Annotated in this window: 20 protein-coding genes and 1 riboswitch; of the genes, 10 read left to right on the top strand and 10 right to left on the bottom strand. The window is 61.3% G+C overall.

The window, feature by feature from the left end; translation table 11 throughout:
• Nucleotides 1-140 precede the first annotated feature (140 nt).
• From surE to PAF17_RS00805, 3 genes are read left to right on the top strand one after another with little or no spacing between them, the layout of a single operon-like run.
• Entirely contained in the window at nucleotides 141-974 is an 834-nt protein-coding gene (gene surE, locus PAF17_RS00815; RefSeq protein WP_271887176.1) for a 5'/3'-nucleotidase SurE, read from the top strand.
• A complete protein-coding gene (locus PAF17_RS00810; protein WP_271887175.1) occupies nucleotides 971-1633 on the top strand; it encodes a protein-L-isoaspartate(D-aspartate) O-methyltransferase in 663 nt (220 codons plus the stop codon). Before surE ends, PAF17_RS00810 begins: the two co-directional genes overlap by 4 nt.
• 36 nt (nucleotides 1634-1669) lie before the next feature.
• Nucleotides 1670-2803 (top strand): LysM peptidoglycan-binding domain-containing protein, encoded by a 1134-nt coding sequence (locus PAF17_RS00805; protein ID WP_271887174.1) that lies wholly within the window; start codon nucleotides 1670-1672, stop codon nucleotides 2801-2803.
• A 60-nt stretch (nucleotides 2804-2863) separates the two neighbouring features.
• On the opposite strand, the gene PAF17_RS00800 is transcribed toward PAF17_RS00805, so the two are convergent.
• The 6 genes from PAF17_RS00800 to PAF17_RS00775 form a co-directional block, all read right to left on the bottom strand.
• On the bottom strand, nucleotides 2864-3883 hold the full coding sequence (locus tag PAF17_RS00800) for a hypothetical protein (protein ID WP_271887173.1): 1020 nt from the start codon (nucleotides 3881-3883) through the stop codon (nucleotides 2864-2866).
• A gap of 23 nt (nucleotides 3884-3906) precedes the next feature.
• Entirely contained in the window at nucleotides 3907-5301 is a 1395-nt protein-coding gene (locus tag PAF17_RS00795; RefSeq protein WP_271887172.1) for a TolC family outer membrane protein, read from the bottom strand.
• On the bottom strand, nucleotides 5298-5951 hold the full coding sequence (locus PAF17_RS00790; protein ID WP_271887171.1) for a protein-L-isoaspartate O-methyltransferase family protein: 654 nt from the start codon (nucleotides 5949-5951) through the stop codon (nucleotides 5298-5300). Before PAF17_RS00790 ends, PAF17_RS00795 begins: the two co-directional genes overlap by 4 nt.
• Nucleotides 5952-6147: 196 nt before the next feature.
• The gene (lepA, locus tag PAF17_RS00785) at nucleotides 6148-7947 is read right to left on the bottom strand and encodes a translation elongation factor 4 (RefSeq protein WP_271887170.1); all 1800 of its coding nucleotides are present in this window, start codon (nucleotides 7945-7947) and stop codon (nucleotides 6148-6150) included.
• Nucleotides 7948-8084: 137 nt separating this feature from the next.
• Nucleotides 8085-8993, bottom strand: coding sequence for a DMT family transporter (locus PAF17_RS00780; RefSeq protein WP_271887169.1), 909 nt, complete (start codon nucleotides 8991-8993; stop codon nucleotides 8085-8087).
• Nucleotides 8990-9859: an HAD family hydrolase gene (locus PAF17_RS00775; protein WP_271887168.1), complete on the bottom strand. Its 870-nt coding sequence runs from the start codon at nucleotides 9857-9859 to the stop codon at nucleotides 8990-8992. The genes PAF17_RS00780 and PAF17_RS00775 overlap by 4 nt, the downstream gene beginning before the upstream one ends.
• 142 nt (nucleotides 9860-10001) lie before the next feature.
• Between PAF17_RS00775 and PAF17_RS00770 the strand changes: the two genes are divergently transcribed.
• The 6 genes from PAF17_RS00770 to PAF17_RS00745 all read left to right on the top strand — a co-directional run bounded on the left by PAF17_RS00770 (nucleotide 10002) and on the right by PAF17_RS00745 (nucleotide 15706).
• Nucleotides 10002-10304 (top strand): hypothetical protein, encoded by a 303-nt coding sequence (locus PAF17_RS00770; RefSeq protein ID WP_271887167.1) that lies wholly within the window; start codon nucleotides 10002-10004, stop codon nucleotides 10302-10304.
• A gap of 4 nt (nucleotides 10305-10308) precedes the next feature.
• On the top strand, nucleotides 10309-10989 hold the full coding sequence (locus PAF17_RS00765) for an NAD-dependent deacylase (RefSeq protein ID WP_271887166.1): 681 nt from the start codon (nucleotides 10309-10311) through the stop codon (nucleotides 10987-10989).
• A gap of 40 nt (nucleotides 10990-11029) precedes the next feature.
• Nucleotides 11030-11220, top strand: a riboswitch (cobalamin riboswitch).
• 116 nt (nucleotides 11221-11336) lie between these two features.
• Nucleotides 11337-13193 carry a TonB-dependent receptor plug domain-containing protein gene (locus PAF17_RS00760; RefSeq protein WP_271887165.1) on the top strand — a complete coding sequence of 619 codons (1857 nt, stop codon included), beginning with the start codon at nucleotides 11337-11339 and terminating at the stop codon, nucleotides 13191-13193.
• Nucleotides 13194-13224: 31 nt separating this feature from the next.
• Complete coding sequence (locus tag PAF17_RS00755) at nucleotides 13225-13983, top strand: ABC transporter substrate-binding protein (protein ID WP_271887164.1); 759 nt, start codon at nucleotides 13225-13227, stop codon at nucleotides 13981-13983.
• On the top strand, nucleotides 13980-14966 hold the full coding sequence (locus PAF17_RS00750) for a FecCD family ABC transporter permease (RefSeq protein ID WP_271887163.1): 987 nt from the start codon (nucleotides 13980-13982) through the stop codon (nucleotides 14964-14966). The genes PAF17_RS00755 and PAF17_RS00750 overlap by 4 nt, the downstream gene beginning before the upstream one ends.
• Nucleotides 14966-15706, top strand: coding sequence for an ABC transporter ATP-binding protein (locus PAF17_RS00745; RefSeq protein WP_271887162.1), 741 nt, complete (start codon nucleotides 14966-14968; stop codon nucleotides 15704-15706). Before PAF17_RS00750 ends, PAF17_RS00745 begins: the two co-directional genes overlap by 1 nt.
• Nucleotides 15707-15717: 11 nt before the next feature.
• Here PAF17_RS00745 and parA read toward each other — a convergent pair whose 3' ends face one another.
• Together parA and PAF17_RS00735 are read right to left on the bottom strand one after the other, a co-directional pair.
• Entirely contained in the window at nucleotides 15718-16353 is a 636-nt protein-coding gene (gene parA / locus PAF17_RS00740) for a ParA family partition ATPase (protein ID WP_271887161.1), read from the bottom strand.
• Between the two features lie 96 nt (nucleotides 16354-16449).
• Nucleotides 16450-16770 (bottom strand): antibiotic biosynthesis monooxygenase family protein, encoded by a 321-nt coding sequence (locus PAF17_RS00735; RefSeq protein WP_271887160.1) that lies wholly within the window; start codon nucleotides 16768-16770, stop codon nucleotides 16450-16452.
• A 136-nt stretch (nucleotides 16771-16906) separates the two neighbouring features.
• Between PAF17_RS00735 and PAF17_RS00730 the strand changes: the two genes are divergently transcribed.
• Complete coding sequence (locus PAF17_RS00730) at nucleotides 16907-17956, top strand: dipeptidase (RefSeq protein WP_271887159.1); 1050 nt, start codon at nucleotides 16907-16909, stop codon at nucleotides 17954-17956.
• Nucleotides 17957-17995: 39 nt separating this feature from the next.
• On the opposite strand, the gene PAF17_RS00725 is transcribed toward PAF17_RS00730, so the two are convergent.
• Together PAF17_RS00725 and hemA are read right to left on the bottom strand one after the other, a co-directional pair.
• Complete coding sequence (locus PAF17_RS00725) at nucleotides 17996-19264, bottom strand: helix-turn-helix domain-containing protein (RefSeq protein ID WP_271887158.1); 1269 nt, start codon at nucleotides 19262-19264, stop codon at nucleotides 17996-17998.
• 107 nt (nucleotides 19265-19371) lie between these two features.
• Entirely contained in the window at nucleotides 19372-20601 is a 1230-nt protein-coding gene (hemA, locus tag PAF17_RS00720) for a 5-aminolevulinate synthase (RefSeq protein WP_271887311.1), read from the bottom strand.
• Nucleotides 20602-20743: the final 142 nt, after the last annotated feature.

Below are 20743 nucleotides of genomic sequence, written 5' to 3'. Positions count from 1 at the left end.
TGCAACGCACAGCATGGCGCGTCAAACCGGTTTCCAACCTATGGTGAACGGGTTGAAGCGCGTCCTGCAGATCGCTAAGCAAGACATGATCATAGCGGGCAGATGAACTGCCGGGCTGGCAATCGGGCTGCGGGGCTGACATGCGCATACTTATCACCAATGACGACGGAATCAACGCCCCGGGCCTGGAGGTTCTGGGCGAGATCGCGGCCGAGCTGGCCGGCCCTGACGGTGAGGTCTGGACAGTGGCCCCCGCGTTCGAGCAATCCGGCGTCGCACATTGCATCAGCTATTCCCACCCCACCATGGTGGCGCGCCTTGGCGAACGCCGCTTTGCCGCCGAGGGCAGCCCTGCAGATTGCGTTCTGGCCGCGATCTCGGACATCTTGAAGGACAACCGTCCCGATCTGGTGCTGTCAGGGGTGAACCGCGGCAACAATGCCGGCGAAAATGTCATGTATTCCGGCACGATCGGTGGCGCGATGGAGGCGGCGCTGCAAGGCCTGCCCGCCATCGCCCTTTCGCAATATCTTGGCCCCAAGACCGCTGATCTGGAGGATCCCTTCGAAGCGTCGCGTCAGCATGGCGCCGCCGTGATCCGCAGCCTGCTGGACCACGGAGATTGGGAATCCGATGCCGATTTCCGCCTGTTCTACAACGTGAACTTCCCGCCGGTCCCGGCAGCGGATGTTCAGGGGCTGCGCGTGACCCCGCAAGGGCGTCGGCGCGGATCCAGCTTTGGCGTTGTTCCCTACACCGCGCCGAACGGTCGACGTTTCATGTGGGTTTCGGGCGGATCCCAGCAGGCGTCGGCCGCTGAAAACAGCGATGTGACCGCCAATCTGTCAGGCTATGTCTCGGTGACGCCGATGCGCGCGGATCTGACCTGCCACAACTCGCTTGAACGTCTGGGCGATGCGCTGAACGGCGCGATTGCGTCATTTCGTCAGCCAATGAATAGCGACGCGGGATGAGCGAACACGACGACAGCGAGGACAGCTTTGCCGAGCGCAAGATGCGCTTTCTGTTTCAGCTCCGATCGCGCGGCGTGACGGACCCGCGCGTTCTCGACGCCATGGAGCGCATTGATCGGGGCTTGTTCGTGCGCGGCCAGTTTTCCGATCGCGCCTACGAGGACACGCCGCTTCCCATCCCCTGCGGACAGACGATCAGCCAGCCTTCGGTCGTCGGGCTGATGACTCAGGCCCTGAATGTCGGGCCGCGTGACACCGTTCTGGAAATCGGAACCGGCTCTGGTTATCAGGCAACTGTCCTTTCGGGGTTGTGCCGCCGTGTCTATACCGTGGACCGCCACCGCCGTCTTGTGCAGGAAGCCGAAACGATATTTCGCGATCTTGGCCTGTCCAACATCACGGCGCAGGTGGCCGATGGTTCCCGGGGCCTGCCGGATCAAGCACCATTTGATCGTATTCTGGTCACCGCCGCAGCCGAGGATCCGCCCGGCCCTCTGTTGGCACAGCTCAAGATCGGCGGTATCATGGTGGTGCCGGTCGGGCAATCGGACGCCGTGCAAACACTGATCCGCGTATCCCGGACCGAAGGCGGATTCGATTATGACGAACTGCGTCAGGTGCGGTTCGTCCCGCTGGTCGAGGGGTTGGGACAGACATGACCCCCAAGCGGAAAGAGGCAGGTTAAGGACGACAGAATGAGCAGGACCTATTTCCATATTCTGGGTGCATCGGCCACCCTTGCCTTCTTGGCGTCATGCGGACCCAATGGCGGCTTCGATCCCGATCTTCGCGGCTGGGTACCGGGAAATCTGAACACTGCCGAGGCCGCGTCCAAGGCGGCCCCGCGACCGGCTGCGGATTCGCGCGGGGTGATCAGTTTTCCGAACTATCAGGTCGCAATCGCCGGCAAGGGCGACACACCGACAACCATCGCAACACGCCTCGGCCTGAGCCCTGCCGAGCTGGCCAGCTATAACGCTCTGCCCGCAGATGCCCAGTTACAGCCCGGTACGACACTGATCCTGCCACGACGTGTTGCCGCGGGAAGCCCGGCTGCGGGCAGCTCGTCCGGCACTCCGGGTATGGTCAACGACCCCTTCGCCAACGAGGCCAGCAAAACAGCAGCCGAAAGCGCCAAACCGCAAGCCACAAGCGCCCAACCGCGGCAGCATGTCGTGGCTGCGGGTGAAACGGCCTGGTCGATCTCACGCAAATATGGTGTCAGCGTGCAGGATCTGGCCAGCTGGAACGGCTTGCCTCAATCAATGAATGTCCGGGTGGGTCAACGCCTGATGATCCCGGTGGCCGGGCAGGCACCGACAGAAGCCGAGAGCACGACCACCGCCCCGGGCAGCGGCAGCCCGACCCCTCGCCCCCCATCGGCAGACGAGCCCCTGCCCGAAGAAAAAACCACCCCGACGGCGGAACCCGGCCCCGAAGCTCCGACGACGGATCTCGGCGCAACCCGTACATCCGCATCCGGCAGCGGTCGTTTCCAGATGCCGGTCAGCGGGTCGATCATCCGCGTCTATGAAAAGGGCAAGAACGAAGGAATCGACATCGCCGCGCCATCGGGCAGCGCCGTCAAGGCAGCAGGCAGCGGCACCGTCGCCGCAATTACCCGCGACACTGCAGGGGTGCCGATTGTGGTCCTGCGCCACAGCGGGGACTTGATGACCGTGTATACCGGTCTTGACGGGTTGAACGTCGCCAAGGGCGATACCGTATCTTCGGGCCAGGGCATAGGCACGGCCGGCAATTCAGGCTTCGTGCATTTCGAGGTTCGGCGCGGCTTTGAAAGCGTCGATCCGGAAGATTATCTGAACTGATCCAGCCGGATCCGGCGCGCAGACCAGTTGGCGGCGCGCCGGATGGGTTTCCTTGCCCGGTCAGAGCCGATCGAGTTGCTCGTCAATGGCTGCGGCAACCTCGCGGCGGATCACCGCACGCAAATTCCGGGAAAACCGCTGCCCAAGTTCCCCGTGCATTTCCTCTTGGATCATATCGCGCAGCAAGGCGCGGATCTCATCGTCGGATTGCATCGCAATGCCCGAAAAAGTGGCCTGTTCACCCTCGGGTTGCGCGACCTTTGGTGCTTCCGTTCGTGAGACGGCCTCGACAGGCTGCTCAGCGGTCAGGTTTGCCTTCCAGTCGAATGCTTCGGCGAAAGATGCTTCATCCTCGTCGGTGGTGGCCGCAGGGATATTTACTGCCGGAGCATTGCCTGCGGACGGCAACTGATCGGCCAGACTCACGACATTCGAGCCCTGGTTTTCAGCGCATCCTGCCCGACGCGCCCGAATGAAACTGTGCCACTCGGAGGTATCCGGGCTGTCACCAGCCCTGTCATCGATGACCCGACTGGCTTCCTCCAATTTCAGCGGCGGGCGATCATCTTCGGTTCGGACGGTTTCCAACGCCCCCCTGGACATGCGCACAATGCGTGGGGCGTGCCGAACATTACGGCCGGCCTCGTGGGCGTCATCTGTCGTATCATGCGTGGATCGATGGCGCAGGATGGGTGTTTCGGCGTTCCCATGTTCTTGCGATCCCAGAGACGTCTGATCGTCACGCTCCGCCGCAGGGCCGTTTGCGGAGGCCCCGAACGGCCAAGGCTCGGACAACAGATCATCATGATCCAAGGGGCCGTCACGCCTGTCGGCCTGTTCCCCCAAGGTGCCGGCCTCTACCAGCCGCCGCGCAAGGCTGGCCTCGCCTCCATAGCGACGGGCAAGCTGTTCTGCGGGGTCCGTGATCGGATCGGGAAGGTCGCTTTCAACGGCGGGCTGTGGCGAAATCGACCTGTCTGCGCCTTCATCGGCAGCGATCAGCCGCCGGATCGCGCTCAGCACATCTCCGATGTCTTCTGAAAGGCGGGCGGCGTTCTGGTTTCCGTGAAAATCAGCCATGCCGCCCCCCGTTCAAAGAGGCTTTAGTTGCCCTTTCCGATTGCCTGCAAGACGCGATCGAGGCTTTCGCCCTGTTTGCTGGTATGCGGTGCGTTGCGCACGGCATTGTAGTATTGTGATGGGTCATAGGTCGGAATCCCCAGTTTCAGGTGTTCTACCGTCAACAAACCCATAGCAGCCAAAAGTTGATAATGTGCTAATTGCAGATTGGCCTCTGCAGTGATCTTGTCGGCGCGGGCTTCCAACAAGGACTGCTCGGCATCCAGAACGTCCAGGGTCGTACGCGCACCCAGCGATGCCTCTTCGCGAACGCCGTCATACGCCTGCTGCGCGGCCGAGATCTGTTCGTCGATTGCACCGATCTGGGCACGGGCAACATCGATATTGGCCCAGGCGACCCCCACCTGCTGACTAACCTGCCGCGCGACATTCAACAGCGATGAACGCGCCTGATCTCGCTGAGCCATGGCCTTTCGGTGCGCAGCAGACAAACGCCCCCCCGAATAGATCGTCTGGCTCAGGTTCAGGCCGATCGAACCGCTGATCGGCTTGTCGTAGTCACCCGTCGCGGGATCGTTGCTGCCAACGATTTCCGCGCCCAGAGACCCTGACAGGGACGGGTTGCGTTCTGCCGCGGCAGCAGCAACGCCCAATTCGGCAGCCGCGGCCGTGCGCTGTGCCTGCAGGATCGTAGGATGGTTCTTTTGCGCGATCGCACGGGCAGCATCCAGATTCGCGGGCAATTTCGGCAAGGGCGGTGGCGCCGAAAGCGACCCGGCCTTGCTGCCGACAGCTGCCAGATAGTTTTCCCGCGCAACCTCCAGATCACCCTGGGCCGCCGCCAGGGACGCACGCCCTGCCGCAAGTTCCGCATCGGCCAAGGCGACATCCGTCACGGTGATTTCACCAACCTCGAAACGGTCGCGCGCAGCCTGTCGTTCCTGGCTGACAAGATTGACCGAGTTTTGTTGCAACGCGACCTGTTCGGTCGCTTCGCGCACCCCGAAAAAGGCTTGCGCAGCCGTCAGCAACACGTCCTGTTCCACCCCGACCAGTGCCTGACGGGTCGCCAGAACCTGTTCTTTTGCGCCGTCAATGGCCAGCGCCGAGCGCCCCCAGTCATACAGGGTCATCTCCGCATATACGCCCAAAGACGTCGTGCGAATGGTAGTGACGCCCTCTTGCCGACGCGGAGTGTGGCTGGCAACCCATTCCACCACCGGTCGCAACGCGGCCAATGCCGTGGCCACATCTTCATCGGCGGCGCGCAGCACCGCACGGTTCTGTTCAATCAGCGCCGAATTGCGATAGGCCGCCACAAGCGTATCGGCCAAGGATTCGGCCCCTGCCTGTCCAATGCCCACGACCGAAAGCCCGATGGCAACCGCAGTCGCGCGAAATCCCGAAAAAACCTTCACAGGCTGAACCCCCGTTGTCGCTCAAATCCTTTTAGCAGCGGAGCATGCGCATGGAATGCGTAGCGCCAGTTCACGCGGCCCTTGAAGCGATGCCCGATACGCACCACGCCAAGCGAGCCTTCCATGAACAACGCCGCAATGCGACCGCCGTCCTTCAATTGTTCGATGATCGCAGGCGGCACTTCTTCGACGGCACCTTCGATCAGAATCGCGTCATATGGGCCTTGCTTGGCGTTTCCTTCGGCCAGCTCACCGGCAAGCACCGCCACGTTGAAGACGGCGGCATCTGCAAGTCGCGCCTGTGCCTCGGTTGCCATTTCCTCGTCATCTTCGATGGCCACGACTGCTTCGGCCATACGCGCAATGACCGCGGCCGAGTATCCGAACCCACAGGCCAGATCCAGCACCAGATCGCCGGATTGAATATCAAGCGCATCGACCATCTTGGCCAAGGTGCGCGGTTCCAGCATGATCCGCTGATCGCCCAATGGCAAGTTTTCCCCGGAATATGCGACGGCGCGACGCGACGCGGGAACGAAATCCTCTCGCGGGATGGTCAGCATCGCTTCAATCACGGGAAATTTCGTTACATCGTTCGGACGAACCTGAGTATCCACCATCGTGGTGCGGCGCGCGGCGAAATCGGTCATGTCGGGAACCTCTGCTCGACCTGCTTTGCGCGCTTATTGCCACGAAACGCGGGGTTGGGCAACGCTGCAACAGGGATCATGGCCAAGCATTCTGCATCAATCATCGCTGAAAAAAGGGGGTGACGCTGGCCACACCCCCTTCGCAGGCCCGAACACAATCGCGCGAACCAACCAGCCGCGCGACCATGCCCTGCGGTCAGTTGTCCATCTTCAAGGCCTGAATAAATGCCGTCTGCGGAATTTCGACCTTGCCGAACTGACGCATCTTCTTCTTGCCCGCCTTCTGCTTTTCCAGCAGCTTTTTCTTCCGCGTCGCGTCGCCGCCATAGCATTTGGCGGTCACGTCCTTGCGCATGGCCGACAGGGTCTCGCGCGCGATCACGCGCGATCCGATCGCGGCCTGGATCGGGATCTTGAACATGTGCCGCGGGATCAGCTCTTTCAGCTTTTCGACCATGACGCGGCCGCGGCTTTCGGCACGGTCACGGTGGACCATGATCGCCAGCGCGTCGACCGGTTCGTCATTCACCAGAATCGACATCTTCACGAGGTAATCCTCGCGATATTCGCTGATCTGGTAGTCAAAGCTGGCATAGCCCTTGGTCACCGATTTCAGGCGGTCATAGAAATCGAACACCACCTCGGCCAGCGGCAGGTCATAGACGACCATCGCCCGGCTGCCCGCATAGGTCAGGTCCATCTGGATGCCGCGACGGTCCTGGCACAGCTTAAGGACATCGCCCAGATATTCGTCGGGCACCATGATCGTGGCCTTGATGCGCGGCTCGGTGATGTGGTCGATCAGGGTCTGATCCGGCATGTCGGCGGGGTTGTGCAGATCGCGCACCTCGCCATCCTTCATGTGCAGCTTGAACACCACGCTGGGGGCGGTGGTGATCAGGTCCAGATCGTATTCGCGTTCCAACCGGTCACGGATCACCTCAAGGTGCAGCAGGCCAAGAAAGCCGCAGCGGAAGCCAAAGCCAAGCGCGGCCGAGGTTTCCATCTCATAGCTGAAGCTGGCATCGTTCAGGGCCAGCTTCTCGATGGCGTCGCGCAGCGCCTCGAAATCATTGGCATCGACGGGGAACAGGCCACAGAAAACCACCGGTTGCGCGGGCTTAAAGCCCGCAAGCGGCTTGTCGCAGGGCTTCTTTTCATGCGTGATCGTATCCCCGACGCGGGTATCGCGCACCTGCTTGATCGAGGCGGTAAACACGCCGATCTCGCCCGGACCCAGTTCGGCAATATCCTTCATCGCGGGCGTCAGAACGGCCAGCTTGTCCAGACGATAGCTGGCGCCGGTCTGCATCATCTTGACCTGATCGCCCTTGCGGATGACCCCGTCCATGACCCGGATCATCACCACAACGCCCAGATAGGGGTCATACCAACTGTCGACCAACATCGCCTTCAACGGGGCATCGCGCTCGCCCTTGGGCGCGGGCAGACGCTGAACGATGGCTTCCAGAACATCGGGAATGCCGATCCCGGTCTTGGCGCTGATCGGAACGGCATCCGATGCGTCGATCCCGATGACATCCTCGATCTGTTCCTTGACACGGTCAGGCTCGGCCGCGGGCAGGTCGATCTTGTTCAGCACCGGGACGATATCGTGGTCGGCATCGATGGCCTGATAGACATTGGCCAGCGTCTGCGCCTCGACCCCTTGCGTCGCATCCACGACCAACAACGACCCTTCGACGGCGCGCATCGAGCGGCTGACCTCATAGGCAAAGTCGACATGGCCCGGCGTGTCGATCAGGTTCAGCACATAGGTATGGCCGTCCTTCGCCGGATAGGCGATGCGGACCGTGTTGGCCTTGATGGTGATGCCGCGCTCTCGCTCGATATCCATGGCATCCAGAAGCTGGGCCTTCATGTCGCGCTCGGCAACAGTGCCCGTCAGCTGGATCAGCCGGTCGGCAAGCGTGGATTTACCGTGGTCGATATGCGCCACGATCGAGAAATTGCGTATATGGGACAGCTCGGTCATTGCGCGGCTATACAAGGCTTGAAACGCCGCGAAAAGAGGCTTTCGCGCTCCCGCTGCGGCTTATTGCCCGAGGCATCGCCTCGGAGCAACGCCGACCCCTCGATGGGGGCGGCGTTGCTTCCCCGCCAAAGGGTGGTTCAACCGGAGCGAACGACACTCAGGGCCGGGTCTGCGACACGCTGTTGTCGCAGGCGCGCCTCACGCCACATCGTATACCCGCCCGCAAGGGCGATGATCGCCGCCCCCACCAAGGTCAAGGCATCAGGCCGTTCGCGAAAGACCAGCACCGCCAGCACGATTGCAAAGACAAGCCGCGAATAGCGAAATGGAGCGATTGCCCCGATTTCTCCGATGCGGGTCGCCGTCACCATGGTGATATACCCCGCCAGGCCGAACCCAAGCGAGGCAACCATGGTGGCCGTCTCGATGCCCGAGGGCAGCACCATTGTCTGTCCGCCGATGACCATCAGGGCCACCCCCGCCACCGCCATGGACCCGAACGCCGAGGCCGTCAGGAAACCCGATCCGATATCGGCCGGCAATTGCCGTGTCAGCAGATCGCGTATGGCAAGCCCGACCACGGAAATCACCGCCAGCACCGAAGCCGGCTGGAACGCATCCGTGCCCGGCCTGACAATCAGCAACACCCCGACAAACCCCAAACCGATCGACAGCCAACGCCGCCAGCCAACCGATTCTTTCAGGAACAGCGCCGCCCCCAGGGTCATCAGCAATGGCGAGGCCTGCAGGATGGCCGAGGCGATGCTGAGATCGCCGATCGACAGCGCAAGCAGAAAGGTGACGCCGCAGACCCCTTCGGCCATGTTGCGCATCAGCACCTTGGGAACCAGCAGGTGCCGCCACGAAATGCCTTCCGGGCTGCGGGCCAGCCAGGCACCAAAGACCAGCATGCCGGCCAGCCCCACCAGAAACAGCAATTGCCCTGTGGGGATCTCGCGGGCGAGCAGCTTCAGCAACGTATCCTCGCAGGCGAAACTGGCCATACCGACAGTCATCAACACAGCAGCGCGGGCGTTCGGGGTCATGACCGGCCCTCCAATTCGTCGATCAGCACAGGCAGCTGCGCGATGGCGGCCAGCTCATGATAGCTTTCATCCTGTTGCGGCTCGGCATGTTCCAGGGACCATGTCAGGTCATGAGGGATGAACACACCCGTTCCCCCAATGCGGATCACAGGCATGACATCGCTTTTCATCGAGTTTCCTGCCATCAGGAACCGCTCGGGGGCAATGGCGCGGCGCGCCAAGACGCTGGCATAGCTGGCCGGTGTCTTATCGGCCAGAATCTCGACCCCCGCAAAATGACCGGCAAGGCCCGATGCCGCGATCTTTCGTTCCTGGTCGATCAGATCGCCCTTGGTGATCAACAGGAGATGGCGCCCTTCAAGGGTCGCAAGCACCTGTTCAACCCCTTCCAGCAGATGAACCGGATGGGACAGCATATCCTGCCCCATCTCGATGATCCGCCCGATGGAATTGCCATCGATACGGCCTTCCGTCAGTTCGATGGCGGTCTGGACCATGGACAACATGAACCCCTTGATCCCGAAACCATAGCGCGAAAGATTGCGCATCTCGGTCGCGACCAGGCGCGCATTCACAAGATCTGGATCGGCATGTTCCGACAGCAATGCCGCGAAATCCGCCTCGGTCGCCCGAAAGAAGGTTTCGTTTTCCCAAAGGGTATCGTCCGCATCCAGCGCAATCGCCTCAAACATTCCAACCTCTCGCGGCGTGTTGTCGCAGCGAGACCACGCCCCCGCGCCATTGTCAAACCCTTCGCCATTCACCCTGCCCGCATAGCGACAGCCGGCAATTCCTGCCGTTTCGCGCCCATGACAGTCACCCACCGACCATGCGCCGCCGTCACCTGGGCCATTCGGCAAGGCCACATGGCGCCGCCTTTGGGTCGCGCCACGATTGAGAAGCCTTAACGATTTTGTTATTGTTGCAGCCTAAGAAGGGATTCCAGACCGGGTCAACCGGCATTCCCTCACCCTGAGGATAGGACCAGGAAACCGAGGAGACAGCATCATGCTGAACCGCATTGTAATCGCGGCGGCCGCCATTGTTCTGACGGCGCCATTGGCCATGTCCGGCCCCATCGACAGTGCCTGCGTGCGTTCTGATCGCGCCAGCGGCAACAAGCCGCTTTGCAGCTGCATCCAGCGCGTGGCCAATCAGACATTGTCGCGTTCCGACCAACGCCGCGCCGCATCCTTCTTCAAGGATCCGCATCAGGCACAAGTCGTGCGGATGTCGAAATCCAATGCCGATAACGCGTTCTGGGCCCGCTACAAACGCTTTGCATCCTCTGCCGAAGCCTATTGCCGCTGATCATTTGCGAATCACCGTTCTGACCGGTGCCGGGATCTCTGCGGAAAGCGGACTGGCCACATTCCGCGCAAGCGACGGCCTGTGGGAAAACCACCGCATCGAAGACGTGGCAAGCCCGGACGGTTTTGCCCGCGATCCGGCGCTGGTCCATCAGTTCTACAACGAGCGCCGCAAGAATGCCGCGGCGGCCGTGCCGAACGCGGCGCATCAGGCGCTGGCGCGACTGGCAGAACGGCACGACCTCACGTTGATCACACAGAATGTCGATGACCTGCATGAACGCGCAGGCAGCGCCAAAGTGATCCACATGCATGGCAGCCTGAACCGCGCCCGATGCACAAGTTGCAACCTGACATGGGCCGCGCCCCCGCAAATGTCCGTGGACATGCCCTGCCCCGCTTGCGCCGCCAGAACAATCCGCCCCGATATCGTCTGGTTCGGGGAAATGCCCTTTCACCTGGAACAGATCTGGGTCGCGCTGGAACAGGCCGATCTGTTTGCCGCCATCGGCACATCGGGCAATGTCTACCCGGCCGCAGGTTTTGCGCAGCACGCCGCACGCAACGGTGCCCATTGTGTCGAACTGAACCTGCAAGACAGCGCAACCTCGCGGGATTTCGACGATCATATTCGCGGCCCCGCATCGCTGACCGTTCCCGCATGGGTCGATTCGCTGGGGAGCTGACGGGACCGGCGATAATCCTTGCGCGAATCCGGCCTCTGGTCTAACCCCGTCCTGCCTCGGTTCCGGGCTTGCCCGGTGAATAGGGAACGCGGTGCAATTCCGCGACTGCCCCCGCAACTGTCAGCGGCGAGCGAGGTCGGAAAATGCCACTGCGCACAGCCCGTGCATGGGAAGGCCCGGCCAAGCGACAACCCGCATAGTCAGGAGACCTGCCGAAGCCTATCACCCTGAGTGCATGCGTGGGGCATGCACGAAACGGATGTTCCGACGTGGTGGTACCCGCCGTCCGGCAGCTGAACCGGACAGACCGCATTGCGCCCCTGCCGGCGCCTGAAAAGGGCCATGACGTGAAACGTCTTTCAATTCTTGCGACATCTGTCGCGGCATTTGCCACACCCGCTCTTGCGCAGGACAGTTTTGTCCTGCCGACGATTACCCTGACCGCCAATCGCGAAGCCACCGAGCTGTCCCGATCCGGCAGTTCGGTCTCGGTCCTGACCCGAGGAGAGCTGGAAGATCGCGCATCGCAACCGCTGGCAGACACCCTCTCGCGGCTGCCGGGGATCAACTGGCGTCAATCCGGCCCTCTGGGCACGACCGGATCAATCCAGCTCCGCGGCGCCCCCAGCCAGTATCTGCCTGTGATCATCGACGGAATCGATGTGTCGGACCCGGCCGCCGGACAGCCCTATTACGATATCGGCGGGCTGACCAGCAGCGGCATCAACCGGGTTGAACTGTTGCGTGGCGCCCAATCTGCGCTGTATGGATCGCGCGCGGTGGCCGGCGTTCTCAGCCTTCAGACATTGCGGCCGACGCAGGACGGTCTGCAGCAGGAATTCGCAATCGAGGCCGGCAGCTATGGCACCCTGCAGGCCAGCTATGGTGTGACCCTGCGGCGTGACAACACGGATCTGGCCTTCCAGGCCAGCCGCATCATCACCGACGGTTTTTCTGCCAGCGACGAAAATGACGGCAACACCGAGGATGACGGATATGATGCCACCCGGCTGACCTTCTATGCCGCACATGAGTTGCAATCGGGGGCGACCATCGGCGTCAACGCGTTCTGGGAAGAAAGCCGCGCCGATTTCGATGACGGCTTTTATGATTTCGCGACAGGAACATATTATTTCGGGGATCGGTACGGAACGCCGGGCGACGACTACACCGACAAGGAATCCTATGGCATTCGCGCCTTCGCCAACTTCTCGACAGGCGCCATCGATCATGAAGTTGCCGCCACGCGCTATCAACTGGATCGCAGCAGCTGGTCGAACGGCTATGAAACGCCGTTCAAAGGCACGCGCACCAAGCTGTCCTGGCAGGGTGCGACGGATATCGGCACCCAAGGCACACGCGCGGTCTTCGGCGCAGACACCGAAAAGGAAGAGGCCAAGGGAAATGGCGATGCCCGCCTGACCGGCGTCTTTGGCGAGCTGAACATCCCGGTCGGCGAGGCCATCGACATCAACGCATCGCTGCGCCACGATGATCATTCACAGTTTGGTGGATATACGTCGGGACGTCTGGCAGCTGTCTATCGCGCCAGCGAAGACCTGCTGTTCCGCGCCGCAATAGGAAACGGCTTTCGCGCCCCCTCGCTTTACGAGCTTTACAGCGCCTACGGCAATGCCGACCTGAAACGCGAGGACAGCCGCACGGCCGAAATCGGCGTCGAAAAACTGTGGGGTGAAGAAAGCTATCTGCGTGCGACAGCATTCTGGATGGAGGCCGACAACCTGATCGGCTGGGACCAGGACAGCATGTCCTGTGCGGCGGCAACCGGCCCGTTCGGCCTGCCGGGCTGCTATGCGCAGATCGACGGCTCGGCCAGTCGCTCGGGGCTGGAGGTTGACGGCCGTTACGGTCTGGGCAACCATGCCTTTACCGCCGCCTATACCTATACCGACAACCGGCAGACATCGGAATGGGCCAAAGTGCCCGAGCATGTCCTGAACCTTGGTTTTGAAACCCGCTTCGCCACCGAGACCACCGCCGGAATCCAGTTGCTGCATGTCGCCAACCGGCCCGATGGCCTGGACGATTTCACGACCGTCGACCTGACCTTGCGCCAAGCCCTGCCCCGCAATGTCGAGGCCTATCTGCGGCTGGAGAACATCCTTGACGAGCAATATCAGTTGAATGACGGCTATGGCACCTCGGATCGTGCAGCATATGTGGGGATTCGTGCCGCATTCTAGGCACTGGATCGCCATCGCAGCGACGTGGATCATGATATCTGCGTTCGCTGCGCATGCCGCGCCCAAACGGGTGGTGTCGATGAACCTGTGCACCGACCAGATCGCGATGATGCTGGCGGCCCCGGGGCAACTGATCTCGGTCAGTGATCTGGCGCAGGATCCCCGAATGTCGCCGATGTCATCGCAGGCGGCCGCGTTTCCAATCAATTACGGCCGCGCCGAAGAAATTTACCTTCTGCGCCCGGATCTTGTGCTTGCGGGCGAGTTTGCCTCGGGGCCGACGGTGGCGATGCTGCGCCGTCTCGGCCTGCGGGTCGAGGTTTTGCCGCCCGCAGAAACCATCGAGGCCATTCGCCACGAGATCAAGCATGTCGGCGCCTTGATGGGCCGCGAGGTGGCGGCGCGGGCGTTGCTGGATCAGTTTGATCAGGAATTGTCGCGTGTGACGGCCTCTCGAACCCGCGGCCGCGCCGCACTCTATTATGCGAACGGCATCACATCGGGTGGGAATACACTGGCCGGCACCATCTTGCGACATGCCGGGTTTGACAATGTCGCGGACGAACTGGGCATTCGCCGGACCGGCACATTGCCGATGGAGCTTCTGGTCATGTCGCAACCCGATTACCTGATCACAGGGGCAAAATGGCCAGGCCAATCACGCAGCGAGGCCATCCTGGACCACCCCGCCCTTTCGCGTATTGCACCAAATACGTCACATGTCACCGACAGGGACTGGATTTGCGGCACACCCTATATACTTCGCGCAATCGAGGGGCTGAATCCGTGAGACCTGCGATCTGGTTGCTGGCGGGCCTTGCCCTGTGCCTGTTTGCGATATCGCTGCTGACCGGTCCGGCAGGCATCGGCCCGGTGCAGGCGATCACCGCCCTGTTCGGTCTCGGGGAAGGGCCGATGCCAATCGTCATGCGGGAAATCCGCTTGCCGCGTGCGATACTGGGCTTTGCCATAGGAGCGGGACTGGGCATGACCGGGGCCGCAATGCAGGGATATCTGCGCAACCCCCTGGCCGAACCAGGGCTGATCGGCGTGTCCGGCATGGCGGCACTTGGCGCGGTGCTGGCCATCCAGACCGGGCTTTCGCAGGTCTCGGGACTGGCGCTGCCGTTTGCGGCATTGCTTGGTGCGGCCGGCGGCATTGCGCTGTTGTTCATGCTGGCAGGGCCACGGGGCGGTTCCATCACCCTCATTCTTTCGGGGGTGGCGATATCCGCGCTGGCCGGGGCTGGAACAGCGCTTGTGCTGAACCTGTCGCCCAACCCATATGCCGCGAATGAGATCGTCTTCTGGCTGATGGGATCCCTGGCGGATCGATCGATGGTCCATGTCTGGCTGGCGCTGCCGCCCATGCTGCTGGGCGGCTATATGATCTGGCGAACGCGACGCGCATTGGACGCATTGACATTGGGCGAAGCCGCGGCTGCGGCACTTGGCGTATCCCCTGAACGTCTGAGGTATCAATTGGTGGTCGGGGTTGCACTGATCGTCGGACCGGCAACAGCAGTCGCCGGCGCGATCGGTTTCGTTGGGCTGGTTGTTCCCCATATCCTGCGCCCCCTGGTCGGCGCGCGCCCATCAGCATTGCTGCTCGCGGCGGGGCTGGGCGGCGCGATCCTGTTGCTTGGCGCGGATATCTCGGTGCGTCTGATCCTGCCCGAACGCGATCTGAAGCTGGGGGTCATCACCGCCTTGATCGGCGCGCCACTCTTTCTGCACCTGATCTGGAAAACACGCAGTGGGGGACGCCTGTAATGCTGATGCGGCTGCAAAACATGACCGTGTCGCGGCGCAAGCGACCGGTGTTAAATGATGTCAATCTGACCCTTGACCGGCACGAACTTGTTGGCCTGATCGGTGCGAATGGGGCGGGGAAATCGACATTGATGGAGGCCGCGCTCGGCCTGCTGCCAACGGCTGCGGGTCACAGCAACCTTGCGCAAATGAATGCGAGTGAACGGGCGCGCAACGCAGCCTATTTGCCGCAATCCCGCGAAATTGCCTGGCCCGTCAGCGTGGAAGATCTTGTCGCGTTGGGTCGCATTCCCTGGCCCGGCAGCGGGACGGCCATATCTGATCGCGCGGCAATCGACGCCGCCATCGCCAGGATGCAGTTGCAGACCCATCGCAAGCGCACGGCCCTGCGTCTTTCGGGCGGAGAACAAAGTCGCGTTCTGATCGCACGCGCCCTGGCGCAGGAAACCCCGCTTGTAATCGCGGATGAACCCATTGCGGGCCTCGACCCGGCCCAGCAACTGGCATGTATGCGGATTTTTCGCGAACTGGCCGACGAAGGGCATGGCCTGCTGGTGTCGATCCACGATCTGGGTCTGGCGGCGCGTTTCTGCACCCGGCTGATCCTGTTGTCGGAAGGCCGGATCATTGCTGACGGCACACCACACGAGGTGCTGCGTGATGACCTGATGCAGCGCGCATTCAAAATGCGCACGCAACGCATCGAGACCACGCACGGTCCGATCATCATCCCGATTTGACCGGAGGCGCGTTAGCCGATGATGTCCAGAACCTCTTCGGTCATGGTGGCGATTTCGTCGCGGGCCACACCGTTACGGGCGTGTTCGACCACCCCCGACCCCTGCCCCAAGGTTTCGGCATAGGCGACCCGGTTTGCAATCTGCGCCCGGGCGACCTGGGCGCCAAGCTCTGCCGCCTTCTCGGCCACCTCGACCGACAGCTTGGTGTTTGGACGAACGCGGTTCAAGACCACCAGCACCGGCGCCTTTTCGCGCCCGGCAAGGTCCAGCACCCCTTCGGTCGCCCAAAGGTCGACCAGGCTGGCAGATACCGGCACAATAACCAGATCCGCCACACGCAGCGAGGGGCGAAGATCGCTGTCGATCTTGGGCGGCGTGTCGATGATGACGAAATCAAAGCGTTTCTTCAGCTTTTCGGATTCATAGCTTGCACCCCACGCAGATGAGGTCGAAAAATCCAGCGCCTCATCTTCACCAAAGCCCTGCATACGCTCCATGAACCAGCGCCCCAGACTGCCTTGCGGATCGGTATCGACCAAGGCGACCGTATGGCCACGCGACAACAACGCCACCGCAAGATTGACGGCCAATGTGGTTTTCCCCGACCCACCTTTTTGCTGGGCCACAGTGATGATCCTGCCTGCCATGCCGATCCCCCGATCGTTAATCCGCCTGCCTTGTTTTGACAGGCAGACTAGCGGTCGAACATGCTGTTTGCACGGGATTTGTTACGGCTGGCCTGTCTATTCGTAGACCGACTGCAATTCATACATGACAGGTTCGAAACCTTTGCACATCGCATTGATCTCGCGATTGCGGCGCCGCATTTCATCGCTGCGCAGCATTGCCTGATAATCCTTGCGATCGCGCCATTGCGAATAGGTCGCAATGCGGGTCTGGGCGTCGTTCAAATGGATCGCGCCGGAAATGAACCCCGGTTGCTTGCGAATGACCTGATCCCATGCATCTTCCAGCATATCCAGAACGTCATGGGCGGTTCCGGGACTGACCTCGAATGTGCAGATGACGGTCTGACCGTCAAAATCCTGACGGATATCGGGCATGGCTGACCTCCAATTGGCTATGCTTTCCCTGTCAGGTTATGCGCGAATCCCGCCACAGCAAAGCGTGAAGCCAAAGACCATTGCCCGTGCCCACGCAACTGTGCATGTTCACGACGAACCCAAACAGGAGACCGCCATGACCCCGGTATTCGATGGCCATAACGATTTCATCCAGCGTGTCGTATCAGCCGGCGACAAAGGCACGAGCATCTGGCTTGACGGCGATGGCACCGGTCATATGGATCTGCCCCGCCTTCGCGCCGGGGGCATGATTGGCGGGTTCTTCGCGATCTGGATCCCATCGCCTTCGGGGCCAAATGACGACGCGACCGTGGCGATCATGCAAAACCCGCCTTTCGAGCTGCCATTGCCGGACCAGATCCCGCATGACAGTGCCTTGCCCCATGCGTTTCGTCAGGCCGCCGCGCTGCGTGCATTGGAACGCACCGGCACGCTGGATATCATCACCAGCGCCGCAGAAATCGACGAGGCCGCGCAAAATAACCGCATTGCGGCGATCATGCATATGGAAGGTGCCGAAGCGATCCGCGATATGGATGCACTGCATCTGTGGCATGCCGCCGGATTGCGATCGCTTGGCCCGGTCTGGTCTCGTCCGACGGCATACGGACATGGCGTGCCTTTTGCATTTCCATCCTCGCCGGATACCGGTGACGGCCTGACTGCGGCAGGGCGGCAACTTGTGAAGGAATGCAATGCCCTGCGGATCATGTTGGACCTGTCGCACCTGAACGAGGCCGGGTTCAACGACATCGCTGAACTGTCTGACGCGCCCCTGGTTGCCAGCCATAGCTGTGCCCACGCCATATGCCCCAGCGCCCGGAACCTGACCGATCGCCAGCTTGGCCAGATTGCCGAAAGCAAGGGGCTGGTCGGTTTGAATTATGCGTCAAGTTTCCTGCGTCCCGATGGCAAGCGTCTGCCCCTGGACGGGTTCGACGTGATCCTGCGCCACCTGGACCACCTTCTGGACACGCTTGGTGAAGACGGGGTTGCGCTGGGTTCGGATTTCGACGGTGCCCTTATGCCGACCGAGCTTGGCAGCGCGGCAGCGTTGCCAAAGCTGATCGAGGCGATGCAGAACCACGGCTATGGTTCTGATCTGGTGGCGAAAATCGCAAGTCGGAACTGGATCGAACTGCTGCGCCGCACCTGGGGAAAATAAGCGAAATGTCCGGGGCAGGCCAAGGCTTGCCCCCTTATGTCAATCGGTCAATTGATCCTGACTTTGTCCACCTGTATCGGCCTGCGCAACAGAGACCATCTGCGCCAGTTCAGGATCGGCATTCAGATCAGCCAGCGCATAGCTGGCGGTCAGACTGGATGAGGACAGCTCGACATTCTTGACCACCTGCGGGCCGGGCGCCGCCGGACCATAGGTCTGACCGGCCACAGCAAAATAGACCGCGCCCGAATTTCCGGTGCGCAGCAACGGCGGCTCTTCCAGTTTGGGCAGCGTAAAGCGTTCGCCCGCATCCATGATCTTTTCCAGCAAGACCGTTCCGTCCGCCGAGGTTACACGCACCCATGCCGGGCGCGCGGCCAACAACTCCAACTCGGGGGCATCGGCGGCAACAGTCCTGACCAGCGTGGCTGCCTCTGGCGCTGTCTGCCCTGATTGTGCCTCGCCGGGTTCGGCAACCACCGTTTCAGAGTCCTGCTGCGGATTGGTCGCCATTCCGGCAGCCGCAACGTCAAAATGCGAAAATGCGCCCAAGCCGGGATCTATGGCCGCTATCGGACCGTCGCGGGCGGTCAGAACCGGCGCCTCGAGGGTTTGGGGCCTGTACAAACGATCCAGTGCTTCGGGCTGCGGCAGGTTCTGGGCAAGTTCGGCGGTTCCCGACATCTCGAGCGCAGGTTCCAACATGCCCGCAGTCGCGACGGGATCCAGCGCCGTAACAACCCCGGGCGTATCATCGCCGGGCGTCAGCGTGACCCGTTGAACTTCCTGCAGAACCGACCAGCCGCCATAGCCCAGTCCGAACACGACCAGCGCAAGCACCAGAACCGAACCGATGGCCCTCGGTTCGACACTCGACCAGAAGCTCTCCTGTTGTGGGATGAAAAGCGCGTGCGGATTGGCCAGTGCTTCGGCCGGATCGGACGGCCGGCGGGCCGGCTTGGGCCCCGAAGCGGAAGGTGCCATTCCATGCGTTGGCTGAAATCCGGATTCGGCGCAGAACCTGCGAAAGGTCCAATCCGAATCCATGTTCAGATATCGCGCATATGACCGGACATAGCCGGCGATGAAACTCGGAGCATCGAACGCAGTGATGTCGCAATTCTCGATCGCAGCCACGTAAGAGGCCCGGATGCGAAGTTCCCGCTGAACATCCAGCAAGGATTTTCCCAAAGTGGCACGTTCGCCTCGCATGATATCACCGAGACGCGTGTCATCGTCGAGGAAATCGCAATCTTCCTCCACCAGCACATACTCCTCTGCCGGGTTCTCAGCCCGCAGCCTGCTCATGTCTGTTTGCCCTGCCCGCCTGACAGATCGCCCGAATCGGACGATACTTTACATTGATTAAGACAAGCTTATCACGGCAATGCGAGCAGTTCACCAGTGGATTTCGATCAGGCGCTCATTTCGGCGCGATTTAGCGCGCATTGCGACCACAGCGAATCCATCGCGCGCACCAGCCGGTCGATCTCTTTGGGATCATGCACTGGCGACGGCGTGAAACGCAGGCGTTCCGTTCCGCGCGGAACGGTCGGGAAATTGATCGGCTGGACATAGATGCCGTGATCGTTCAGCAGCATGTCCGACAGCGCCTTGCAATGCACAGGGTGGCCGACATGCACAGGCACGATATGGCTGCCATGATCGATGATCGGCATCCCCAGCGACTTCAACCGCATTTTCAGAATACGGGCATGCAACTGTTGTGCATCGCGCAGTTCCTGCCCTTCTGCGCTTTTCAACAGCTGAATCGACGCCACAGCGCCCGCAGCAACGGCTGGCGGCAACGAGGTGGTAAAGATGAAACCCGGCGCATAGGATCGAATCGCGTCGCACATCTTGGGACTTGCGGCGATATAGCCCCCGAACACGCCAAAGGCCTTGCCAAGCGTGCCGTTGAAGATGTCGATGCGATCGAGCAGGCCGTCACGCTCGGCGACACCGCCGCCACGCGGGCCATACATACCGACGGCATGCACTTCGTCCAGATACGTCAGGGCACCGAATTCATCTGCAAGATCACAGATTTCCTCGATCAGGCCAAAATCGCCATCCATCGAATAGATCGACTCGAATGCGATCAGCTTGGGTGCCGCAGGATCATCTGCTTCGAGCAGTTCGCGCAGATGGGCCAGATCGTTATGACGAAAAATCCGCTTGGCCCCACCATTGCGCTTGATCCCTTCGATCATCGAAGCATGGTTCAGCGCATCGGAATAAATGATCAGCCCCGGAAACAGCTTGGGCAGGGTCGAAAGCGTCGCGTCATTGGCGATATAGGCGCTGGAAAACACCAGCGCGGCCTGTTTGCCATGAAGATCGGCAAGCTCGGCCTCCAACTGCTTGTGATAGATCGTCGTGCCGGAAATATTGCGCGTCCCGCCCGAACCGGCACCTACGGCATCCAGCGCCTCGTGCATGGCGGCAAGGACCGAAGGATGCTGCCCCATGCCCAGATAGTCATTGCCGCACCAGACCGAGATGTCGCATTTTTCGCCGTCAGGACGGGTCCAGACAGCTTTCGGGAACTGGCCTTTGGCACGTTCGATGTCGATAAAGGTGCGATAGCGCCCTTCATCATGCAGTCGTCCAATAGCCTGATCCAAGGCGGCATCATAGTTCATCGCGGGCATTCCCTTGCGTAGCTGGCTGGGTGCGATCATTCTCCGATCACGCGAGGCCCGTCGTTGATACAGATCAATTCCCGAAAAAGACAGGACCAAATTGTCGCAACGGGACCAAAGTCGCGAGATGGCCGCATTTGTC

Source organism: Paracoccus onchidii, from assembly GCF_028294535.1.
GTDB lineage: Bacteria > Pseudomonadota > Alphaproteobacteria > Rhodobacterales > Rhodobacteraceae > Paracoccus > Paracoccus onchidii.
This window is presented reverse-complemented; position numbering and strand designations above follow the sequence as displayed.